The organism is Ruminococcus sp. Marseille-P328, assembly GCF_964249465.1.
Taxonomy (GTDB): domain Bacteria; phylum Bacillota; class Clostridia; order Lachnospirales; family Lachnospiraceae; genus Blautia_A; species Blautia_A faecis.
This window is the reverse complement of the sequence record NZ_CAXUBQ010000017.1, coordinates 57,126-78,331: the sequence shown is the minus strand read 5'-3', so window position 1 is coordinate 78,331 and position 21,206 is coordinate 57,126. Positions and strand designations below refer to the sequence as shown.

Sequence of the window (21,206 nt, the reverse complement as noted above, 5' to 3'; positions counted from 1 at the left end):
CTTCACATCTCCTTTCCCCCTGAAACAGAGAACAGTTCCCGGATCTTTGGGAGGAAATCCATCACAACAGGGATGTCATCCGGCATTTCCCCTTCATCAAAATGCAAGACACGTGAGCAGGTACGGCAGACAAATTCAAAATCATGGGTGACAATAAAAATGATTTTTCCCTGTTCGGATAACCGTTTGATCAATCCCGCCACCTGCGCCATGCTGTCAAAGTCCAGTCCGCTGGTGGGCTCGTCGAACACCAGCAAATCTTTTCCACAGATCATGCTGACTGCCACAGCCACCCGTTGCTTCTGTCCACCGGAAAGCGTGTTGGGATGGCGTTCCCGGTAGGTTGTAAGCCCCAGTTCCGCCATGGTTGTTTCTACTAAATCCTGATCCGGGTTTCGAATTCCGAAGGAACATTCTGCCTCCACACTTTCTGCAAACAATTCATAGTTCACATCCTGCATCACCATATAAGAGCGTTTCAGCCTCAACTTGTGTTCTAGCGGCTGACCATTCCAAAGGAACTCACCTTCACAGTTTTTATGAAGCCCGCACAGAGCACGGGAAAACGTGGTTTTTCCGGCTCCATTATGACCGACAACCCCAATGACTTCTCCCTTTGCGACAGAAAGAGCAATTTGGTGTAGAATCGTCCTCTTTTTATAACGCAGCTTAACATCACGGATTGCTAATGTAGGAGGAAGAACCGTAGGATGGGTGGCTGGAGGAAGAACCCTTGTCAGGTCAACTGCCCGCAGCCCCATGTGTTCCCGTTCGTTTTCCGTCAAACGGAGAAATTCCTCTGGCGTAAAAATCCTTGCTATTTCCCCATCTTCCAGATAAACAATGTGGTCTGCCAGCTCCATCAGATAATAGAGCCTGTGTTCCGCAATCAAAATGGTTTTGCCCTGGCTCTTTATCAGCCGCAGATGTTCTTTCAATTCCTGGATGGAAGCCATGTCCAGATTTGAGGATGGTTCGTCCAGCAAATAGATTTCCGGGTTCATGGCATAGACCGACGCAAACGCGATTTTCTGTTTTTCCCCGCCCGACAGTTCAAAAATATTTCGGTTCCGTAGCTTTTCAATATGCAAATCTTTTGTTGTCTGTTCTACCCGTTCCTCCAGTTCCTTTACCGGCCTGGCTTCATTTTCAATTCCAAAGGCAATCTCACTGTCCGTATCCACATTGAAAAACTGTGTCCGGGGATTTTGAAACACAGACCCCACCTTTGCAGCGATCTGATACATGGGTAGGTCACTGATTTCCTGTCCGTCCACTAGCACGCGCCCCTGAAGTTCTCCCTGGTAAAATTGTGGGATCAAACCGTTTACCAGCCTTGTGACCGTTGTTTTTCCGCACCCGCTGCGGCCACAGAACAAGACACATTCCCCGTCTGCAATTTTCAGGCTGATTCCATGCAGACTGTCATGCTTCTGTCCCTCATAAGAAAATGATACATTTTCAAACTCAATCACCCGATCACACCTCCCCGCTTACATAATTCAAAAATAAAGAAAGCAACCGCAATCAACATCGCCGTCCAGTCTGCAATCCCGCATTTTATCTGGACAAGACAGGTCCGGTGATTGGGATTCTCAATCCCGCGGGTAACAGAAGCGATAGAAAGCTCGTCCGCTGCCTTGGAGGCCATCATCAGCAACGGAACATAAATACACTCTACTGTCATTCCCGGATGGGAAAGGAATCCGCCCAGGGAGGGCGATACATCCCGCATCCGCATGGCGTCCTTGATAAAATGCCAGTCCTCCTGGACGGTTGGAATATAGCGCAGCATGACCGCAAATGTGATGACAAATTTTTTCGGGGCATGGATTCGGTTCATGGCGGATAAAAATTCGCTGACCTTTGTTGTAGACAAGACTATCCCTGCCAGCATCCCGCAGGCGTAAACCTTGTGAAATAGCCCAAGGAACGCAACAAACATGGTTCGCAGCGTCCCCGTCATAGCCGCCATGATCCAGACTGTCAGTACACAGACTACCGCATAAAAGCATACCCCTTTTACGGCATATTTCCACTTTCCACAAAGCACTCCTAATACAGCAATCAGCAGGACAAGCGCAAACTGATAGGTAAGAGAAGGTGCGAACATGGAACTCAGTACACACATCAAAATAAGAAAGAGCTTGGCCCGCGGGTCAAGCCAAAGCCCTTTCTGTACGGTGTTACCCATCATGCTGTAATACCCGCTTTTTCGAACTGCTTCTTCAACATTTTGCAACCCACAAATGCACTGATAGAAGCTGTTACAAGGAGAGCGACAAACATTGCGATAAAGATTCCTGCATTTGCGGTCGTCTGCATGGTGTCGATATAGCTTTGCTCAGTTCCATTTCCCAACATGGTCTGCGCCCACCCCTGGGGATCAGCGAAGAAAACAAGGTACGACCCTGTTCCGCCCAGGGAGAAAAGGATATAGGACAGACTGTTGATCTTCTTGCTTTTGTACTGCTTTGTACCGGCAACAAAATCAGCTACGACAGCCATAATGAGATAGCCCAACGCAAACGCCCAGTGCATACCAGTGACAAACCAGATGATGGCCATGATAACGCCCATGATCGTGACGCTCCAGCGTTTATGTACTTTTGCGATCATCAGCAGATAAATTGGTCCTGCAAGCAAAGCGCTCCCGGCGGGCATGAAAAAGGTCAGCACCGGGTTGGTAGCAAAAAAGACGCCTCCTACCATGATGAATACGAACAGAAGCGCAGTAAAAATTCCCGTTGTTACTAAGTCCTTGACAGACAATCCTGCCTTTGCATTTACTTGATTACTCATATTTTTTCCTCCTGCTTTCAAGAACGGTTGACCTACCGTCTGAAATCTGTTATATTATGATTAGTCGTCACTAACCACGGTCTATATCATACTAACTTTACGGGCGGGCTGCAATACATTACAGGCACATTCGTCTTTTCATTGCAATACTCCGTCCAATCGTTGCAAAGGAGGCCGTCATTTGAACAATAACATTATTGCGGATTACTATGAGCCGCTTTTAACAGATAACCATTTTATCCCGGTAGATAGCAATAACCACTTCAATTCTGCCGGACAATGCTGGCAGTTATCGCCTGAATTTGGAGAAGGCTTTTACTGGGTATATGCGAAGAAAGACCTGTACGACATTAAAATCCATGATTTTTATTTCCATGAGGATTTCTTCATGGAATTTCATTTGCCGGAAGCTCTGAGTATTACTCAGTATGAATCCATCTCCGGCGAAGAATTAAATCCCTACCGGAGGATGTCTGCCGGATGTATCAAAGCCTTTATTGGTGGCTATAAGCCATACAAGGCAATCATCCATAAAAAAATCCCCATCCGGTCTATTGGTATCGAAGTCATGCCTGCATACTATGAGGATTATTTGCAAAAACAATATCCGGGGGACTATATTAGCCCACTTGCAGCTTTCCGGCAGGTTGATCAGACCACAGACTTCCCGGCTATGGCAAAGCTGCTCCATGAGGTAAAGGTCTACCGTGGGGATGGGATTGCCGCAGGACTATTTTATGAAGCGAAAGTGGCCGAGGCCGTATCCCTTGTGGTGGAAGAACAGAAAAAAATTCTGTCCCGTAAAGAGAAGCGTTTGTCCGAGCAGGATGTGGCGCAACTGAAAAATGTGATTGCTTATCTCAATGACCACTATGCTTTTGATATTCCATTAGAACGGCTTGCAAAAATCGCCTGTATGGGAACCACTAAGCTGAAAACATCTTTTAAGCAGCTGCAAGGCTGCACGATCACAGAGTATATTCAACAGCGCCGCATGAGCCAGGCAGAGCATTTGCTGATCGATACGGATTTCACGATAGGACAGATTGCGGAAATGATCGGCTACTCTACTTCTAGCCGGTTTGCGGAATTGTTTCGTAAGAGTACGGGACTCCTGCCCATTGAGTATCGGAAAATGGCTCAGCAAAAATAAATTCACAATGCAATGCCACGACAGATCACTCTATAACGGAGGTTCAGTCGTGGCATTTTTCTATTTTCCTTTTCGGATACAGCCATTTTACCATTTTCCAGATTGTAGTATTTAGTAGATAGAAAATAGAAGGTAAGGCTTCGATGGAAAGCACAGCAAGCGAATACACGCTTGCGATTTTTCGTATTTTCAGGTTTCTTGCCCGAAAATGAAGAATGCTTGTTAGGATAATCCCAAACTCTTATGAAGAACGGAGACAGTGCATGGCGAACCGAAAACGGAATATCTAGATGAATTTTTATGTCACGGAGGATGAAAAACGGCTCATAGATGAGCGGATAAGACTGCCACCGACTCGCTCTATCAGGCAGATAAGGACAGATTCTTTCCCACAGCACCGCATACATGCCAGTTTATACATATTCCTACAATGTCTGCTGCTACGAATATCTACCCTATGCCTTTTAACTATTAAAGTTCTAAAGAATCTTCTGCATCTACCCACATCTGCAAATTTCCATCAAGATATAACCTTGCATATTCTAATGGTTCATCAATTGCAAGAAACGTCAAAGCACAATCTGATCCGGGTGTGGTTCTTAAATTCTTTTCTGCTTCCCAACAGTCAATGCGAAGCATATAGCCTGCACTGGTATAAACATCAATACTGTTGCACTGTGGATTGTATTCTGCAAATATTGTTCTCATCGTATCTTATCTCCTTATCGCTCAATCATCAGTTTCAAAAATCAGAAGCATTTCAATCAGTTCACCATGTCACTTTTATTTTGTGTTATACTGTTTTATATAATTTTCTTGCCCTTGTATTTTCCCTTATCAGAGTTCGTAAACTTATATGGGAAGATATAACACAAGGGAAACAATAAGGGAAAGCTCACCTGCGACAAATCCAGTGTTTTCAAGGGTTTACAGAGAATTTGATAACAAAATATAACAGTTATACGGTAATCATTTGCAAGAATAAGAAAAGTGCAAATCACGCACTGAATTTATTGCAGTATATCATGGTAAAACTGGATTTAAAGCTACATCCAGTGAAAACAAAGATAGTCAGCATGTGGGACGGAAAAGAGGGATTTGACTTTCTCGGAATGCACCACAGAAGAATGACAACGGAAACACGCAAAGGACAACTGTACAAGGAAACGTATCAGTACCCAAACAGAAAAGCCATGAAGAAAATGAAAGCCGAAGTCAAGAGGAATGTAAATAGACGAAGTCTGCTAGTTGCAAAGGAAGAGGATTTAATAAAGAATCTGAATCCGAAAATCACAGGATGGAAGAATTATTATTCGACCAAGAGAAACGAAAAGTGGATGCAGGCTCTAGACTGGTACATTATTTGCACTTTTACAAGATGGTATAACAAGAAACACCAGAGACGTAATCGTATGTCAAAGGTGGGATTTGTAAGAAATAGCATTTATGAAAAAGGATTAAAGAAAATGGCTAGAGCATGACGTAATGCTGTAGAAAGAAGAATGTCGGAAAGCCGTGTGAGGGAGAACCTCATGCACGGTTTGATGAGGGGCGGATGAAAATTTCATCCGCCTACTCTACCATGTATAGGAAAAAGATAATTTTTCTCATAAAATATAGTAATACTTGTCTGGAGTTCTTTCCAGTGGTATATTTATTGCAGTGAACAAAATAATAAAATATTCACTGGCGTATATGATAGGGGGAATAAAATGCCGGCCAATTTTACAGAAGAACAGCGAAAAGTAATTCGAAACAGTCTGCTTACGATTGGCTATGATCTGATCCGTGAAGTAGGATTGAAGAAGATGAAAGTATCCCTGATTGCAGAAAGAGCAGAGATTGCAACAGGAACCTTTTATCATTTCTTTGAATCAAAGGAAACATATGTGTCAGCCTTGATCGAAGAACAGGAGAAAGTCTGGAAGGAGCAGATGATTTCAGGAGTGAAATCTTATGGAAAACTTACTCTGGAACAGGCAGTCCGGATTTTCCGGGAATCATTCCGGAAAGAAAATAATATTTTAATGGAATTTACGCTGGATGACTGGGTATGGTTAAAATCGCACAGGACAAAAGACGGATTGTTCAGCAAGGAACACGATGAACTGGAAGTGCAGCAGTATCTGGCCTGTATAGATGGTATCCGCCCGGACCTTGATATCCGGATTATCATTAATTTTTTCAAAACCATTTACAGCATGGCACAGAACAGAGATACTTTCATTGATGAGGTGTTTGAGACGAATGTCGATATGATATTCGAATGTATATACAACTATATGGTTATACAGGATGAAAAGTAAAGAGAAGTAAGGAAGGGAGAAGTGAATAAGATGGCAGCAAAGATAGTAGTAGAAGCAATTGTTTATAGTCTGGTATATTCGGTTTTCATGCTGGGGTTGTTCAAAGTGCAGGGGGCAAGGAAGCAGCTTTATAATTATCCGCCGGCAATTCAGAAACGTGCAATTGAGAGAGGAATTACAACACAGGAAGAGATGAATGCAAATGCGAAAAGGAACAAAGTTATTGGACTGATTGGAATGATCGTGTTGAGTATTGTGATTACCTGTGGAGTGAATAAGCAGTATACATTTGGGGCAGGATTCATACAGTCTTATATATTTTTTAACGCATTTTCATTGTTTGATGCACTGGTGATCGACAGTATCTGGTTCTGTCATGGAACATGGTGGGTGATTCCGGGAACAGAGGATATGACAGAAGCGTATCATGATTATGCATTCCACTGGAAGTGGTTCTTCCTCAGTCTGGTAATGAGTCTGCCGCTGGCAGTGATTGTCGGGGGAATTGTGGCATTGATCTGATGATTGGCGGATATGATATGGAGTCTAAAGAATAATAAGAGATAAAACATACGATACCTGTTTGGAATTTGTAGGATGAAATTCCAGACAGGTATTTTTATCGCCACGTTCGTTCTGATAGGGTAGAATCTTCATGGCGCAGTAACTGATGTTAATCAGATTTGACCAGCATTTCAATCCCTTTGCAGCTTCTCACCATATAGTTACAAAAAGACCAGAACGTTTTCTGTTCATAGTAGCTTGTTTCAATATTCCAGCGAAACGAATATAGCAACAGTGGAATGTATTTCATACGGTCACTTCCGGTCTGATTCAATGGTGCTTTTTCCTGCCATGCACAGAAAATCTGCAGATCTTCCGGGAAAATGGTACTGAAAAACAGTCGTTTTGTACCATGTTCTTTTTCTGTGGAAGTGACATAGGCAAGGACTTCCTTGTTGCCGAAGATCTTAGTGAGAACCCGGCGGACACCGGTATAATAATCACCGGTCTTTTCATTGGAAAACGTAAACTCTGTTTCAACAGAAAGACGTTTTCCATGTTTGGCAGGACATCCCCGATGACCGGTCCGTGCAGGTGCAAGATCATACATGACAGAATCAATCCTTGCACTGCCAATCAGATCCAGATTCGGATATTCATCAACGATGGATATCAGGTTCTGTTTTGTATACCAGCTGTCACAAAGGATGATGACATGATCTTTGCTGTGAAATTCAGGCATAACCTGCCGGATCATGGAGGCTGCCAGTTCCAGTTTAGACTCTTTTTTCTGCCATATACGATAGCCAAGAGGAACGGAAAGATAATATACTTTATCCCCATTCCAGACAGGTACGCAGAGCATGACACTCACAAAGCAGTGTCCATTCAGATAGTTGGAACCGTTGTGTGCGGCATGGTCAAACAGTTTTGAAACATTTTCAAATTTTGTGCCAAATTTAGATACCATCGTATCATCCACGCACAGAAATACAGGCTGCGTCTGCAATGAATCCGGTATCAGCTTCAAAACAATCCTGACAGTAGTATTCATAAATCTGGAATAATCAACCTTTGCATAGGAACACGCATAATAAAATACATTCAGTGATTTCTCCGTTATTCTGGATAAAAAATGCTGATATAGAAACCGGATGGAATGTGCGGATTCTAAGGCCAGTATGGATAATATCAGCAAAAATAAGGTATCTGCTGTCGGAACAGAAAAAGTTTCAAAATAAATCAAAAAATATTGATGAAGTCTACCAATCAGAGTTTTTTCGTTGTATAATGCTTTTGTCGTACAGGGTCACTTTCCTTTGTAATGTTTTCAGCAAATTCATTATACATCAGAAAGCCCTGTGCGATATTTTTTTATGAAAAAGTTGTAAAGTGGTGTAAATTATAATAATCAGAGTCACTTCCTATAATATAAGAAATGACTCTGACTTCATTTGTCATGAGTTTCTAATAAAACTATTTATTGTGAAAAATGTTAGAACCCGTCAGTTGGAAGTATTTCTCTCTAAATTTTTGCGGCGCTTAAATTCTAATGGCGAAGCGTTGAACTGCTTCTTAAATGCCGAAGAAAACTTGCTTTGATTCAAATAACCAACTTGTTCTGCAATTTCCGATACAGATAAGTTTGTAGTAGTGAGTAATTCAGCAGCTCGTTGCATACGAACTTCACGTAAATAAATTGATATATTTTGACCATAAACTCCCCGAAAGTAGTTCTTCAGGCTGGTTTCACTGACGGAAAACTGTGCAGCCAGTTCCCACGCGGGATGGTGTTGGCGCAGATCAGAAGTGATGATTTTTTCCACACGTTTTGCAATGTCTACCTGTGTTTCTGTGAAGAATGTGCAGGCTTGGGAAGGTGGTATTTCTTTCAGATTTTGAAGCAGTGAAAACAGGGCAAGGGTATAGATTTTCATTTGTGGGATTGCCAGCGGAACAGAAATATCCAGTAATGACCACAGCTTTTTTAAGACTTCTTCTATCTCAGTAGTAACCGACGCAATATAAGTACCCCCATCCGGGCAGTAAAGATCTCTGAGTCTGTGGAAATCAATATCAAATTCAGCCTCTACCCAGGAGCTTTGAGCATTTACGGTATCCATATCCACAAAAAACTCAATTCCTTCATAGATTCGGCGGGGATAAACGTATTGATGTCTGGCGAATCGTTCGGTTAAGGATATCTCCCCATCTTTCACATACACAAAGTTCCCGTTATTCAGGATGAGTTCGCATCGTCCTGTTACACAGTAATTTAAGAGCAATGGTCCTGTTTCCATGGAGCCATTATCGTGAAAGTCTGGGGCTGTCCAGGCGGGAGAATTCACAAAAATATAAGCCAATGTAACTCCTGGGAACAGAGGAAAAAAAGTCATGGAACCTTTCCCGTCTCTCTCCTTTAGAATGAGTTCTGCGCTAAATTCGCCCCGTTTTATAGATATACCTGGAATTTCAATGCTTTTCTTGATAATTTCATCTATCTTCATTTTCTAACTCCTGTCATTTGGTCTGTTAACCGCTCTGTTTGAGCCTTGCACTTCTATTATAAAATCACAGTCAAAGTCAGTCAACAGAAAAACTCGGTGCTGTTTGGAGCTAAAAAGATGATTGGTTGTAGAGAATCAGCCGGTACTATGCTATCCTATAAAAGGTTAGAAGATGCTAACTGGAAAACGAATGTGGAGGTATTCATCATGAATAACAAGTTACAAGCAAAAGACCTCATTAACCTTGGTCTGTTCACGGTTCTTTACTTTGTCATTGGCTGCTGTGTCGCCATTCCGATTGGGTTTGTCCCGATCTTTCTTCCTGTTCTCGGAAGTCTGTGGTCGCTGATTACCGGTATCCCTTTCATGCTGTTCCTCACAAGGGTTAAGAAATTCGGCATGGTTACAATCATGGGTGTTTTGAGCGGCCTGCTGATGGGACTTACCGGCATGGGATTTTGGGGTGTTCCTATGGGACTGATTTTCGGCCTGCTTGGGGATCTCATTTTGAAATCCGGCGACTATAAAAGTGCAAAGAAAAGCATCCTTGGTTATGCTGTATTTAGCCTGTGGATGGTAGGTACATATATTCCGATGTATTTTATGGTCGAGGACTCCTGGGCCAGCTTTGCCGCCAGCTTCGGGGAGGAATATGCCGACCGGGTAATGGCGGTTATGCCGATGTGGAGCATTATCCTTGTGGTTGCCGGGATTTTTGTCTTTGCCATTTTGGGCGGACTGCTTGGAAAAACGCTTCTGAAAAAACATTTTGCGAAAGCGGGCATCGCATAATGGAGGGGGTATCCTTTTCCGCCACAACGGACAAAAGGAAAGGAATCCGGCTCGACCCGCGTACGAAGTTGATTTTGCTGTTGACGGTTACTACATTGATGTTCAGCACCAGCAACGAAGGGATTATGAATTTTGTAAAACCTGTGTTAAGCCTAATCCCCTTTGTGCTGATCCTGTCGGAACGCCGCTTCAAAACGGCAGGCAAATACCTGCTTTTATATCTCGCCTGCTTTGCACTGGAACGCATAGCGCTGACGACATTAAGCAATCTGCTGTCCTTTGTGGTTTTGGCGATGACATCCATTATGACGCGGTTTGCCCCTGGTATTATGACGGGGGCCTGGCTGCTTTCCTCCACCTCAGTCAGTGAGTTTATCGGTTCGATGGAACGTATGCACCTGACAGAGAAAATCGTCATCCCTTTGTCTGTTATTTTTCGTTTTTTCCCTACGATCAGCGAAGAATACCAGGCGATCAGTGATGCAATGAAAATGAGGGGTATCCGGTTTGGAGGGAAAAATCCATTTTTGATGGTGGAATACCGTCTTGTACCGCTGATGGTGTCTGTTGTGAAAATCGGAGATGAACTTTCCGCCGCTGCACTGACGCGGGGGCTTGGCGCTCCGGTCAAACGGACTAACGTATGTCAGATTGGTTTTCATGTTCAGGACATGATTGCGATCCTGCTCTGTGCTTTATGTTTCGCTCTGTTTTTGCTGGGACAGTATTTTTCTTTTTAAGGGGGTGAGCTTATGATAAAGATTGACCATATTTCATTTTCTTATGGAGAAGAGAATGAAAATACCGGCGGTGTTCGGGATATTGATCTAAATATAGAGGATGGTCAGTTTGTTGTCCTTTGCGGTGAAAGTGGGTGTGGAAAAACTACGGTCACCCGCCTGATTAATGGACTGATCCCCCATTATTATGAGGGAAAGATGACGGGAGAAGTATGGGTAAATGGAGCCAAGGTTTCCGAACAGCCCCTTTACGATACAGCTGCAGTTGTGGGCAGCGTGTTTCAAAACCCCCGGTCCCAGTTTTTCAATGTGGATACCACCAGTGAAATTACATTTGGCTGCGAAAATCTTGGACAGCCAGAAAAAGACATCCGGGAACGGCTGGCAAAAACGGTTCGGGACTTCCGGCTGGAGAAGCTGATGGACCGTAATATCTTCCACTTATCTGGCGGGGAGAAACAAAAGATTGCCTGTGCCGGGGTATCCATTATGGAACCGGATGTTCTCGTTATGGACGAACCCTCATCTAACCTGGATACGGCTTCCATCCTTGATTTGAGAAAGATTCTTGCGTTTTGGAAATCGCAGGGGAAAACAATCATTGTATCGGAACATCGGCTTTATTATCTTCGCGGTCTAGCGGATCGGTTTATCTATCTGGCAGACGGGCAGGTGAGTCATGATTATTCTGCGGCAGAATTTGAGCAGCTCACGGAGCAGCAGCGTTCCGATATGGGACTGCGCACGTTTGCTTTGGAGCGTCTCCTGCCTCCGGTTTTACCGCAGCAGGAAAAGACCGCCCTTGCGCTTCGTAATTTCCACTTTGCCTATAAAAACGAACCGGAAACCTTACATATCATGGATTGTGAAATCCCTACGAACCGGATCGTTGGAATTATCGGGAATAACGGCGCCGGGAAATCCACTTTTTCACGCTGTTTCTGCGGCTTGGAGAAGCGCTGTGGGGAGATTGTCTGGAACGGAAAGAAATACCGTCCGAAAGACCGGCTGAATACCTGCTATATGGTCATGCAGGAGGTAAATCATCAGCTTTTCACCGAGTCGGTCCTTGATGAAGTGCTGATCAGTATGGAGGAAGCAAACCAGAAGCGGGCAGAAGAAATCCTAAGTCGGTTAGATTTACTGGATTTTAAGGAAAGGCATCCCATGTCCCTGTCCGGAGGCCAGAAACAAAGGGTTGCGATTGCTTCGGTAATCGCTTCAAAACGCTCGATCCTGTTTTTTGATGAACCGACCAGCGGCCTTGATTACAGGCATATGAAAGAGGTTGCAAATGTATTACGGCAGGTCAAGGATGCCGGAATCACTGTGTATGTCATTACCCATGACCTGGAACTGATTTTAGATTGCTGTACGGACATCATTCATCTTGAGGATGGTTCGATTATTGACCAGTACGGAATGGATGAAGATGGCCTCAGAAAAATAAGAGAATACTTCATAAAGGGGGTATCTGAAAAATGAAGGAAGAAAAGAAAGCGTCGCCAATAAGTGTTTTATTGGGCTGGGGCAAACCGTATCACGGGAAATTCATCGGCAGCGTCGTCCTTGCGGTTTTGGGCGTTGCCTGTCAGATGGTGCCTTATTTCATTGTGGCGCATATCGTCACAATGATGTTGGACGGGGAGCAGGATTTTTCCCGTTATGTGACAGGTTGCATGGTCGCACTTTGCGGCTACCTAGGGAAAGTGCTGTTTTCCAGTCTGTCAACGACTATTTCCCATACAGCGGCCTATTACACGCTGCGGGATATCCGGTGGAGGCTGACAGGAAAACTGGCCCGCGTTCCGATGGGGACGATCCTGGATACTCCGTCCGGTCAGTATAAAACAACGATTGTTGACCGGGTGGAAGGGATGGAATCCACGTTTGCACATCTCATCCCGGAGATGACCGCAAACATCCTGGTTCCGGTGGTAATTGTCGTGTATCTTTTCATTATGGACTGGCGCATGGCGCTGTTGTCCCTTGTTACGCTGGTAGTCGGTCTTGCCGTAATGTCTGTCGGTATGATGAGTTACCCAAAGAAATGGGAGGGCGCGGTCAAAGCCGGGAAAGATATGGCGAACGCCATTGTGGAATATATCGGCGGGATTGAAGTTGTCAAGGCGTTCAGCCAGTCGGCCGGTTCATACAAGAAATATTCGGACGCCGTGAATTACAATGCGAATTACTATGTGGAATGGATGCGGGAAAACCAGAAAACCATGAGTGCCTACAATGCGATCCTTCCCTCAGTGCTGATCTGTGTGCTGCCTTGTGGGTTTGCCTTCTGGCTGTCCGGCAGCCTGGAATTATCTGCGTTCCTCTCCATTGTGATTTTCTCCCTGGGGCTTGTGGGGCCGATCATGTCCGTCTTTACCTTTACGGATGACCTGGCTGTACTGGGAACCAATGTGGAGGAAATCAGCCAGCTATTGAACGCGGAAGAACTGGATCATAAAGATACGCCGGTAAATCTGGCAGATACCAGTATCGGACTCGACCATGTTTCCTTTTCCTATGATGGGGAAAACGAAGTGTTGCATGATGTGAGCCTTTCCATCCAGCCGGGAACCATGACCGCCCTTGTAGGACCGTCCGGTTCCGGCAAATCTACCGTGGCGAAGCTGATCGCTGGGTATTGGGATGTTACGTCTGGCAGTATTACCCTGGGCGGCCATGAACTGAAGGAGATACCGCTGTCTGAAATTGCCGCCCAGATTTCCTATGTATCGCAGGATAATTACCTGTTTAACCGCAGCATCCGGGAAAATATCCGCATGGGCAGGCCGGACGCCACAGATGCGGAGGTGGAGCAGGCAGCAAAACAAAGTGGCTGTGACACCTTTATCCGTAAGCTGGATCAAGGGTATGATACCGTTGTCGGCAGCGCCGGTTCCCATCTTTCCGGCGGTGAACGTCAGAGGATCGCTATTGCACGCGCCATGCTGAAAGGCGCACCGGTGGTGATTTTGGACGAGGCGACCGCCTACATTGACCCGGAGAATGAGGCAGTCGTGCAGAAAGCAATCTCCGCCCTGACGGCAGGCAAGACGCTGATCGTGATTGCCCACCGGCTGTCTACCATCATCAATACAGATAATATCGTGGTTGTGAAGGACGGAACTATCCATGCCCAGGGAACGCATGATAAGTTACTGGAAACCTGTCCCCTTTACCGGGATATGTGGCAGGCGCATATCGGCGCAAAGGATCAGATGTAAGGGGGTGTTGTCAAATGTATGGAACATTGAAAAAAATTATTGCGTTTGCTGGCAGCAAAGAGGGACTGCTGAAAAAATCCCTGCTGTTTGCGTTCCTCTCCGGCCTGTTTGCAGCTTTACAGTTTGCCGCCCTCTTTATCGTGGTGGAGGCGCTGGTATCCGATAACCGGGACAGACGGTTTATCTGGATTTCTTTGGGCATCATGGCTGTTTCCCTGGTTGGAAGGATCATCACGACCTATTTCTCCACGATGGAGCAGACGGAAACCGGCTACTGTATGGTAGCGGAAAAGCGTATCCATATCGGAGACCGGCTACGTTACATTCCGATGGGATATTTTAACAAGAACAGTATCGGGAACATTACCGCTATCGTTACCACCACGTTAGGGGATGTGGAAAATTCGGCGGCGCGTGTGCTGGTATCTGTGTTGGGCGGATTTTTCAATTCGGTGGCGCTTGTCATCGTCCTGCTGGTTTTTGACTGGAGGATCGGTCTGATTGCCGCTATTGGCGTCCTGCTTTATCTTGTAGCGGCGGAGCTTGCGCTCCGTAAATCTGCGTGCTTAAGCGGAGTACGGCAGCATACACAGGAAAGCCTTGTGGAATCCGTCCTGGAGTATATCCAGGGGATGGGGATCGTGAAAGCCTTCGGTATGGAGAAGGACAGCACACAGTCCATTGACAGCGCAATCAAGGCAAGCTGCCGGGACAATCTGAAATTGACAAAAGCCAGTGTCCCCTATGATGCCCTGAAACAGGTTGTTGTCCGGGTGTTCAGTGTTTTGCTGCCCCTGGCCTCCATTTACTTCTGGCTGAACGCTTCCCTGTCATTGGCCTATGGCGTGATTTTGGTGGTCGCTTCCTTTATGGTGTTCAATGATCTGGAAAACGCCGGAAACATGGCCTCCCTGCTGCAAATGCTGGCGGCTTCTATGGATACGGCAAACTCTATTGACGATACGCCGGTCATGAATGAAAAGGGGGCGGATGTGGTTCCGGCATCCTCGGAAATCGTATTTGATAACGTGGACTTTTCCTACAAGGTGAATGGCTGCGGAGCAGACAGAGAAGGTGGTCTGGGCCACGCAGACCGAAAAATTCTGGATCATGTCAGCTTTACGATCCCTGCCGGAACGACCACTGCCATTGTCGGCCCGTCCGGTTCTGGCAAGACGACTATGTGCAACTTAATTGCCCGGTTTTGGGATGTAGACGCCGGGAGGATTACGGTTGGCGGCAAAGATGTGCGGGATTTCAAGCTGGACAGCCTGATGAAGAATATCAGCATGGTATTCCAGAACGTGTATCTGTTTGCCGATTCTATTGAGAACAACATCAAATTCGGCTGTCCGGACGCCACGCACGAACAGGTCATAGAGGCGGCGAAAAAGGCTTGCTGCCATGAATTTATTTCCGCCCTGCCCGATGGGTATGATACGTTGATCGGGGAGGGCGGCGGAACCCTGTCCGGCGGTGAGAAGCAGCGCATTTCTATTGCCCGTGCCATACTGAAAAACGCCCCGATTATCATTCTGGATGAAGCCACAAGCAGCGTTGACCCGGAAAATGAAGAAGAATTGCAGCGGGCGATTGCGGAATTGACGCACGACAAGACCATTATTATGATCGCCCACCGCCTGAAAACCGTCCGGGGCGCGGATCAGATATTGGTATTGGATGATTCCCATATCGTCCAGAGCGGCACTCATGCAGAGCTGATCCAGCAGAAGGGCCTGTATGCGGATTTCGTATCCGCAAGACAGGAGGCTATCGGCTGGAAACTGGCACAGTAAGGGAGGCAGAAATGAAGATTTATGCGTCGGGCGAGGACTATTTAGAAGCAGTCCTTGTATTGCAAAAGAAAAAAGTCATGGTTCGTTCCGTTGATCTTGCCCGGCACATGGGATTCAGTAAACCGAGTATCAGCCATGCAGTAGGCGTGTTAAAGAATGGCGGTTTTCTGACCGTGGATGAAGATGGATATTTCCATCTGACCGAAGACGGGCGGGAGGTTGCTGAGAAAATTTATGAACGCCATCAGTTCTTTACGGAGCAGCTTGTAGCTGTCGGGGTTGATCGGGAAACCGCAGAAAGGGATGCCTGTCGGATAGAACATGCAATCAGCGAAGAGGCTTTTCAGAAATTGAAAGCTTCGGTTGAAAAACAGAGCAATGATACAGCATAACTTGAATGAATTATTTAGCACAGAAATTTGCATCTAATTAACAGATATTATCTATATATTGTGCTTGAAATGTTGACGCAAACAAAATCTGGTGCTATGATAAATGTGTAAACAGTTTCATTCAGGAAATATTCTGAATAAGAAATTTCAAATCCCGGAGTGGTCCGGGATTTGAAAACAGATTGTGCAAAACGCACCGAAGAAGTCCGTTCGGGCTTCTGTAATATTGGTTCAGGCGCCAGCCTGAAAAGACAGAAATGACATCAAAAGCAAAGAATTGTTTTTTGGTGTCTTTTTTTATGTTCAGGCTGGCGGAAGGAGAAAAAAGACAAGAAGAGCCTTTGATCGGATAGATTATAAAACGAGCAGGAAAGCGGGAAACAAAATGAAAACTAAAAAACAAAGAAACTGATGTGGAGCGTAGAAAGGAAATGTTTGCGGCATAATAAAAAAATATCCGATGTCTAGATAATAGAAAAATGTTTTGATTTAATGGAGTATTATTGTGGCAAGTAAGAAGAGATTAATTGAAGGTGAATATTATGAAGTTTAGGGTATGGAATGACAACATTATTTAAGAACAGATATTGGGGAATGTCGAGCTTAGATAAAACCCAAAACCATTTGGAGCGATTTTGAACCGTTCAGAGTGGCGCTGATGTTCTGATTCTTGTATAGTATAGATGTGCAGAATCGTTCTGCACAAATTTTTACAGAATGGGTTAGATTGTGCTAACCTTTGGAGGAATACCTATGGAAAAGAATAAGTTACAGGCAAAAGACCTAATCAATGTTGGTATCTTCACAGCCATCTACTTTGTTTTGTTCTTTGCAGGTATGATGTTGGGATATATACCAATTTTCATTCCCCTGCTTGGGCTGGTTTGCCCGATTATTTGCGGCATCCCTTTTATGCTGTATCTTACAAAGGTAAAAAAGTTTGGCATGGTAACACTGTCTGGCATTATCCTTGGATTGCTGAATATGCTGATCGGCAGCGGCGTCTTGGTTTTAATTTTCGGTATTGTTTTCGGTGTTGCGGCTGACCTTATTATGAAATCTGGCAAATATAAAAGCTGGAAATTCACCCTGTTGGGTAACGGTGTATTTTCCCTGTGGATTATGGGTTTTGTGAGCCGGATGTTTCTGACCCGTACCGAGTTCTTTGATTCTCTTGTCAGCAGTTATGGGCAGGAGTATGTCGATACGCTGATGTCTTATACGCCTGGTTGGATGTTCCCAGTTCTGTTTGTTGTTACATTCCTCGGCGGCATCCTGGGTGCATTACTTGGTAAGGCCGTATTGAAGAAACATTTTGAAAAAGCAGGCATTGTATGATGGCAGAAACCACAGGATTACCTTTTGAAAAAAAGGCAATCATCCCAATAGACCCACGCACTAAAATTTTTCTTACTGTTACCGTCAGTACCATTATGGTGGCAGGAGGAACAGGCGGAATTATGACTGTTATACGGCCCTGCCTGATGGCGTTCCCTATGTGCTTGCTGCTCTTATCGAAACGATGGAAAAGCGTTCTGAAATTCTCCGCGATGTATGCTGTCTTATTTGCGTTAGAGCTGACGGTATTGCCATTGTTAACTGGAACATGGAATTTTGTCTTGGGTGCAGCTATTGGCATTTACACACATATGTTACCAGGGTTCATCATGGGATACTATTTGATTGAATCCACAACAGTCAGTGAATTTGTAGCAGCTATGGAAAGGGTACATATCCCGCAAGGGTTTGGGATTATACCAACAAGCATTTTTCATTTTCGGGCAATGGACCTGAAAATCCGAAAAATCGCAAGCGGGTACTCGCTTGCTATCGAAACCCTACCTTCTATTTCTCCCTCTACTAATACTACAATTAGAAGGTGGAAAAATGGCTGTATCCGCAAAGAAAAACAGAAAAAGGCCACGGCTGAACCTCCATTCATGGTGTGATCCATCATGGCCCTAGCTACACAAGGAATACAAATTGACTTTTCCAGGTTGGTGTTGTAAACTATGATTAGTTTTAGCTAACCATAAGGGGGCACTCATACATGACAGATATGGAAAAAGTAAAGATTCATGGTGTCCCGGAAACCATGCTGCAGACTCTGTTTGCCCGGGCGGCCCATTCTCAGAAGAAGGAACATAAATTTTATGATGCGAAGGCTATAGAGATCGTGAAGCAGCTGGACTATGACTTTTCCAAGGCGGAGAAGGATGCTGCCATGAGCAGCGGTGTGATTGCCCGCACCATTCTGTTGGATCAGATGGTGGGTGCCTTTTTAGAGGAATATCCGGATGCAACTGTTGTTAATATCGCCTGTGGCCTGGATACACGGGTCTACCGGCTGGATAATGGACAGGCTCGCTTTACCTGGGGCCTGAAAAGCGGTAAGGAACTGGAGAGCATAGTGTCGGGGCTTACATGGATCGAGGATGTGAGTTTGGTCGAAGGGATGAAGGAACTGTATCCTGTCTATAAGTTGCTGGGATGGATACAGCCTGTTAAAAACCTTTCTAACAAGCTGGTAATACTGAGAAAATAGGATAGATATAAACTGCCATTCAGCTTTGTCATAGGAGATGCGTCAGCCATGGAGAAATTGAATTATTTAAGACAGGACAAAAAAATACCGGGGAAGGAATCCTTTGTGACCTATGTGGATTTTCAGGTAAAGGATGGCACCGCCGATATGTGGCTGTATGACATTTTTCCGGGAGTACAGCTCATGGTTGTAGATTTTTCTTCTGAGAGCTGTTTCCGAAGCGGTGAAAAGCAGAATGTAATCGGGATCAATCATTGCCGGAAGGGGCGGTTTGAATGTGCGTTTGACAGCCGGAATTATCTCTATTTGGGAGAAGGCGATATTACCCTGAACAGCCAGATGCACCCGCCAATCGCGTCTTCCTTCCCCTGGAACTACTTTTATGGGTCCACTATTATTTTGTTTCCGGAGGTCATGAAGGATGTACCGGAGCTTCAGGCCTTTCAAATCAGTGCGGAGGCAATCACAGAGAAATATTCTCTTGAATCAAGATCCCCGGTATTTCGCCGCAATGCGGAAATAGAGCATGTATATCAGGAACTGTATACACATCTGGATCGTCCGTCTCTGCCCTTTTTGCGACTGAAGATTTTGGAGCTCCTTTATCATTTCCAATTCAGACAAACTCTTTTTGAGGAGAACCAGGACTATATTTCGGGAGTGACTGTGGAGCGGATCAAGCATGTCAGGGAGCATCTGGTACAGGATATGGAACACCGGACCAATCTGAAGGAACTGGCATTGGAGCACAATTTAAGTCTGACACAGTTAAAAGATGGATTCAGGCAAATTTATGGCGAATCACCTTACGCATATTTGCGTAGTTACAAAATGCATCGGGCGGCACAGCTTTTGCGCCAGTCAGATAAAAAAATCAGCGAAATTGCGCTGGAAATGGGTTATCAGAATCCAAGCAAATTTTCAGAGGCATTCCATGCGGTGATAGGCTGCAGACCAAGTGCCTATCGAAAGGAAAAAAAGTAGAAGAAAATCATAGTGACACCTTCCGGATGGAGGTGTCATTTTTTGGCTTTTTGGAGCATTTTGCAGAAGGCATGGCTTTTCGGAGTGGCAAAAGGATCTTTCACATGGTAATATGTTTAAGTTAGCATAGACTAACCCAAAATACAGAAAGGAAAGAAATACATATGAAAACAAAACTTACAACAAAGGATTTAATTACCGCAGGCGCCTTTGGCGCAATTTATTTAGTGCTGCTCACGGTGTTGTCTTCAGTCCTGACCATTGTTCCAATCCTCTTTCTGGCAACGCCGTTGATTGCCGGCATCATACTGGGAACTGTGTATATGCTGTATGCCACCAAGGTGCCGCGCACCGGTGCGATCCTGGTGCTGGCGATCTTGGTGGGGCTGATTACGTCCATGGCAACCATTTATCCGCTGATTTTTGCAGTTGTATGGGGATTAATCGCTGAACTCATTACCGCAAAAAGACGCAAATCTGCAGGTGCTCTGGCAGTCAGCTACTGTGTGTTCAACCTGACTTCTATGGGTCCCTTCTTTGCCCTTATTCTGGCAAAGGACGCCTTCTTAGAAAGTTGTGCAGGGTACTATGGAGAAGAATATATCGCAACGCTGGATAAGCTGACGCCCAGCTGGATTGTTCTTGTGCTGATTGCTTTGGCTTTGGTGGGCGGATTACTTGGCGGTCTGTTTGGAAGAAAGATCCTGAAAAAACATTTTGTGAAAGCCGGTATTACAGCGTGAACCGCGAAAAGATTTCCAGTGGTCTTTTGGATCCGAGAAGTAAGCTGGCGGTATTTATTGCCGCCTGCCTTTCGGCATTTTCCGGGCTGACACATCCGCAGGAATTTGTCCTTCTTGCCCTGTGTGTGGGGATAACGCTTCTGTGCCAGAAATGGAAGAGGGCTTTTTATACCGGTCTTATCTTTGCAGTTATGTTTTTATGCGATCTGTTTCTAGCACCGCGATTGTCAGGGATACTGCAGAATATCATCATGCTGGCATGTCATTTCTGCCGGTTTATTTTACCGATGTTTGCAGCCTTTTATATTGTGACACAGACTTCTAGGATTGGGGAATATATCAGTGCATTTACTCAGATGCATCTGCCAAACGAGGTCATCATTCCTCTGGCGGTGATGCTCCGTTTTGTCCCGACTATCCAGGAAGAATGGCAGATGGTGAATCAGGCGCTCCGGTTAAGAGGGATGGCGCTGACATGGAAAAATGTTCTTCGTCGTCCGCTGCAGATGATGGAATATATGCTGGTTCCCTTTTTGCTGCAGTGCTCGGTTATCGTGGATGAGATGTCAGCTGCTGTTATGGCGCGGGGGTTTGACAAAAATATGCCGCGAACCAGTTATGCGGAGGTTCAGATGAAGGCTCTGGATTGGTGTATAATAGCTGTCTCTGCCGGACTGCTGTTCTGGAATCTTTGTTTCTGAGGAAGGGAGGAGAT

Annotated in this window: 22 protein-coding genes; 16 read left to right on the top strand and 6 right to left on the bottom strand. The window is 45.1% G+C overall.

Features of this window, described 5'->3' with window-relative positions; all coding sequences use genetic code 11:
* Positions 1-2: 2 nt before the first annotated feature.
* The 3 genes from ACESTK_RS13000 to ACESTK_RS12990 are packed head-to-tail and all read right to left on the bottom strand — an operon-like array spanning position 3 to position 2,802.
* On the bottom strand, positions 3-1,475 hold the full coding sequence (locus tag ACESTK_RS13000) for an ABC transporter ATP-binding protein (RefSeq protein WP_373119927.1): 1,473 nt from the start codon (positions 1,473-1,475) through the stop codon (positions 3-5).
* Positions 1,472-2,197, bottom strand: a complete 726-nt coding sequence (locus ACESTK_RS12995) for an energy-coupling factor transporter transmembrane component T (RefSeq protein WP_226837921.1) — start codon at positions 2,195-2,197, stop codon at positions 1,472-1,474. The genes ACESTK_RS13000 and ACESTK_RS12995 overlap by 4 nt, the downstream gene beginning before the upstream one ends.
* Entirely contained in the window at positions 2,194-2,802 is a 609-nt protein-coding gene (locus ACESTK_RS12990; protein ID WP_226837920.1) for an MptD family putative ECF transporter S component, read from the bottom strand. The genes ACESTK_RS12995 and ACESTK_RS12990 overlap by 4 nt, the downstream gene beginning before the upstream one ends.
* Positions 2,803-2,983: 181 nt before the next feature.
* Between ACESTK_RS12990 and ACESTK_RS12985 the strand changes: the two genes are divergently transcribed.
* Positions 2,984-3,955, top strand: a complete 972-nt coding sequence (locus tag ACESTK_RS12985) for an AraC family transcriptional regulator (protein ID WP_226837919.1) — start codon at positions 2,984-2,986, stop codon at positions 3,953-3,955.
* A 471-nt stretch (positions 3,956-4,426) separates the two neighbouring features.
* Here the strand turns inward: ACESTK_RS12985 and ACESTK_RS12980 are convergent, their stop codons facing one another.
* A complete protein-coding gene (locus ACESTK_RS12980; RefSeq protein WP_187566254.1) occupies positions 4,427-4,663 on the bottom strand; it encodes a DUF6061 family protein in 237 nt (78 codons plus the stop codon).
* Positions 4,664-4,980: 317 nt separating this feature from the next.
* On the opposite strand from ACESTK_RS12980, the gene ACESTK_RS12975 reads away from it, so the two are divergent.
* From ACESTK_RS12975 to ACESTK_RS12965, 3 genes are all read left to right on the top strand, one after another.
* The gene (locus tag ACESTK_RS12975; protein WP_226837918.1) at positions 4,981-5,436 is read left to right on the top strand and encodes a group II intron maturase-specific domain-containing protein; all 456 of its coding nucleotides are present in this window, start codon (positions 4,981-4,983) and stop codon (positions 5,434-5,436) included.
* Between the two features lie 231 nt (positions 5,437-5,667).
* The gene (locus tag ACESTK_RS12970) at positions 5,668-6,261 is read left to right on the top strand and encodes a TetR/AcrR family transcriptional regulator (RefSeq protein WP_148462656.1); all 594 of its coding nucleotides are present in this window, start codon (positions 5,668-5,670) and stop codon (positions 6,259-6,261) included.
* A gap of 30 nt (positions 6,262-6,291) precedes the next feature.
* Positions 6,292-6,783, top strand: coding sequence for a hypothetical protein (locus tag ACESTK_RS12965; protein ID WP_226837917.1), 492 nt, complete (start codon positions 6,292-6,294; stop codon positions 6,781-6,783).
* A gap of 151 nt (positions 6,784-6,934) precedes the next feature.
* Here ACESTK_RS12965 and ACESTK_RS12960 read toward each other — a convergent pair whose 3' ends face one another.
* Entirely contained in the window at positions 6,935-7,963 is a 1,029-nt protein-coding gene (locus tag ACESTK_RS12960) for a transposase (RefSeq protein ID WP_373119925.1), read from the bottom strand.
* Between the two features lie 307 nt (positions 7,964-8,270).
* A complete protein-coding gene (locus tag ACESTK_RS12955; protein WP_195991786.1) occupies positions 8,271-9,272 on the bottom strand; it encodes an AraC family transcriptional regulator in 1,002 nt (333 codons plus the stop codon).
* Between the two features lie 207 nt (positions 9,273-9,479).
* Here ACESTK_RS12955 and ACESTK_RS12950 point away from each other — a divergent pair, with 207 nt between their 5' ends.
* The 12 genes from ACESTK_RS12950 (at position 9,480) to ACESTK_RS12895 (ending at position 21,192) form a co-directional block, all read left to right on the top strand.
* Positions 9,480-10,064 carry an MptD family putative ECF transporter S component gene (locus tag ACESTK_RS12950; protein ID WP_019161220.1) on the top strand — a complete coding sequence of 195 codons (585 nt, stop codon included), beginning with the start codon at positions 9,480-9,482 and terminating at the stop codon, positions 10,062-10,064.
* The gene (locus ACESTK_RS12945; RefSeq protein WP_118331633.1) at positions 10,064-10,804 is read left to right on the top strand and encodes an energy-coupling factor transporter transmembrane component T; all 741 of its coding nucleotides are present in this window, start codon (positions 10,064-10,066) and stop codon (positions 10,802-10,804) included. Before ACESTK_RS12950 ends, ACESTK_RS12945 begins: the two co-directional genes overlap by 1 nt.
* A 12-nt stretch (positions 10,805-10,816) precedes the next feature.
* Positions 10,817-12,289: an ABC transporter ATP-binding protein gene (locus tag ACESTK_RS12940; RefSeq protein ID WP_195991785.1), complete on the top strand. Its 1,473-nt coding sequence runs from the start codon at positions 10,817-10,819 to the stop codon at positions 12,287-12,289.
* Positions 12,286-14,031, top strand: a complete 1,746-nt coding sequence (locus ACESTK_RS12935; protein ID WP_195991784.1) for an ABC transporter ATP-binding protein — start codon at positions 12,286-12,288, stop codon at positions 14,029-14,031. The genes ACESTK_RS12940 and ACESTK_RS12935 overlap by 4 nt, the downstream gene beginning before the upstream one ends.
* Before the next feature lie 14 nt (positions 14,032-14,045).
* Positions 14,046-15,827: an ABC transporter ATP-binding protein gene (locus ACESTK_RS12930; protein WP_195991782.1), complete on the top strand. Its 1,782-nt coding sequence runs from the start codon at positions 14,046-14,048 to the stop codon at positions 15,825-15,827.
* A gap of 11 nt (positions 15,828-15,838) precedes the next feature.
* Entirely contained in the window at positions 15,839-16,219 is a 381-nt protein-coding gene (locus ACESTK_RS12925) for a metal-dependent transcriptional regulator (protein ID WP_195991780.1), read from the top strand.
* Positions 16,220-16,972: 753 nt separating this feature from the next.
* Positions 16,973-17,557: an MptD family putative ECF transporter S component gene (locus tag ACESTK_RS12920; RefSeq protein ID WP_187566336.1), complete on the top strand. Its 585-nt coding sequence runs from the start codon at positions 16,973-16,975 to the stop codon at positions 17,555-17,557.
* Entirely contained in the window at positions 17,554-18,168 is a 615-nt protein-coding gene (locus ACESTK_RS12915) for an energy-coupling factor transporter transmembrane component T (protein WP_195991778.1), read from the top strand. The genes ACESTK_RS12920 and ACESTK_RS12915 overlap by 4 nt, the downstream gene beginning before the upstream one ends.
* A 101-nt stretch (positions 18,169-18,269) precedes the next feature.
* The gene (locus ACESTK_RS12910) at positions 18,270-18,764 is read left to right on the top strand and encodes a class I SAM-dependent methyltransferase (RefSeq protein WP_226854527.1); all 495 of its coding nucleotides are present in this window, start codon (positions 18,270-18,272) and stop codon (positions 18,762-18,764) included.
* 48 nt (positions 18,765-18,812) lie between these two features.
* Positions 18,813-19,748, top strand: coding sequence for a helix-turn-helix domain-containing protein (locus ACESTK_RS12905; RefSeq protein WP_373119922.1), 936 nt, complete (start codon positions 18,813-18,815; stop codon positions 19,746-19,748).
* A gap of 164 nt (positions 19,749-19,912) precedes the next feature.
* Complete coding sequence (locus ACESTK_RS12900) at positions 19,913-20,491, top strand: MptD family putative ECF transporter S component (RefSeq protein ID WP_021926387.1); 579 nt, start codon at positions 19,913-19,915, stop codon at positions 20,489-20,491.
* A complete protein-coding gene (locus tag ACESTK_RS12895) occupies positions 20,488-21,192 on the top strand; it encodes an energy-coupling factor transporter transmembrane component T (RefSeq protein WP_195991774.1) in 705 nt (234 codons plus the stop codon). The genes ACESTK_RS12900 and ACESTK_RS12895 overlap by 4 nt, the downstream gene beginning before the upstream one ends.
* The last annotated feature ends 14 nt before the right edge of the window (positions 21,193-21,206 follow it).

Bases quoted from the DNA above. Each gene is read 5' to 3' on its own strand.
- ACESTK_RS12990 (WP_226837920.1), bottom strand. From the start codon at position 2,802: ATGAGTAATCAAGTAAATGCAAAGGCAGGATTGTCTGTCAAGGACTTA.
- ACESTK_RS12950 (WP_019161220.1), top strand. From the start codon at position 9,480: ATGAATAACAAGTTACAAGCAAAAGACCTCATTAACCTTGGTCTGTTC.
- ACESTK_RS12980 (WP_187566254.1), bottom strand. From the start codon at position 4,663: ATGAGAACAATATTTGCAGAATACAATCCACAGTGCAACAGTATTGAT.
- ACESTK_RS12995 (WP_226837921.1), bottom strand. From the start codon at position 2,197: ATGATGGGTAACACCGTACAGAAAGGGCTTTGGCTTGACCCGCGGGCC.
- ACESTK_RS12925 (WP_195991780.1), top strand. From the start codon at position 15,839: ATGAAGATTTATGCGTCGGGCGAGGACTATTTAGAAGCAGTCCTTGTA.
- ACESTK_RS12910 (WP_226854527.1), top strand. From the start codon at position 18,270: ATGACAGATATGGAAAAAGTAAAGATTCATGGTGTCCCGGAAACCATG.
- ACESTK_RS12940 (WP_195991785.1), top strand. From the start codon at position 10,817: ATGATAAAGATTGACCATATTTCATTTTCTTATGGAGAAGAGAATGAA.
- ACESTK_RS12965 (WP_226837917.1), top strand. From the start codon at position 6,292: ATGGCAGCAAAGATAGTAGTAGAAGCAATTGTTTATAGTCTGGTATAT.
- ACESTK_RS12920 (WP_187566336.1), top strand. From the start codon at position 16,973: ATGGAAAAGAATAAGTTACAGGCAAAAGACCTAATCAATGTTGGTATC.
- ACESTK_RS12905 (WP_373119922.1), top strand. From the start codon at position 18,813: ATGGAGAAATTGAATTATTTAAGACAGGACAAAAAAATACCGGGGAAG.
- ACESTK_RS12975 (WP_226837918.1), top strand. From the start codon at position 4,981: ATGGTAAAACTGGATTTAAAGCTACATCCAGTGAAAACAAAGATAGTC.
- ACESTK_RS12935 (WP_195991784.1), top strand. From the start codon at position 12,286: ATGAAGGAAGAAAAGAAAGCGTCGCCAATAAGTGTTTTATTGGGCTGG.
- ACESTK_RS12970 (WP_148462656.1), top strand. From the start codon at position 5,668: ATGCCGGCCAATTTTACAGAAGAACAGCGAAAAGTAATTCGAAACAGT.
- ACESTK_RS12915 (WP_195991778.1), top strand. From the start codon at position 17,554: ATGATGGCAGAAACCACAGGATTACCTTTTGAAAAAAAGGCAATCATC.
- ACESTK_RS12955 (WP_195991786.1), bottom strand. From the start codon at position 9,272: ATGAAGATAGATGAAATTATCAAGAAAAGCATTGAAATTCCAGGTATA.
- ACESTK_RS12930 (WP_195991782.1), top strand. From the start codon at position 14,046: ATGTATGGAACATTGAAAAAAATTATTGCGTTTGCTGGCAGCAAAGAG.
- ACESTK_RS12945 (WP_118331633.1), top strand. From the start codon at position 10,064: ATGGAGGGGGTATCCTTTTCCGCCACAACGGACAAAAGGAAAGGAATC.
- ACESTK_RS12900 (WP_021926387.1), top strand. From the start codon at position 19,913: ATGAAAACAAAACTTACAACAAAGGATTTAATTACCGCAGGCGCCTTT.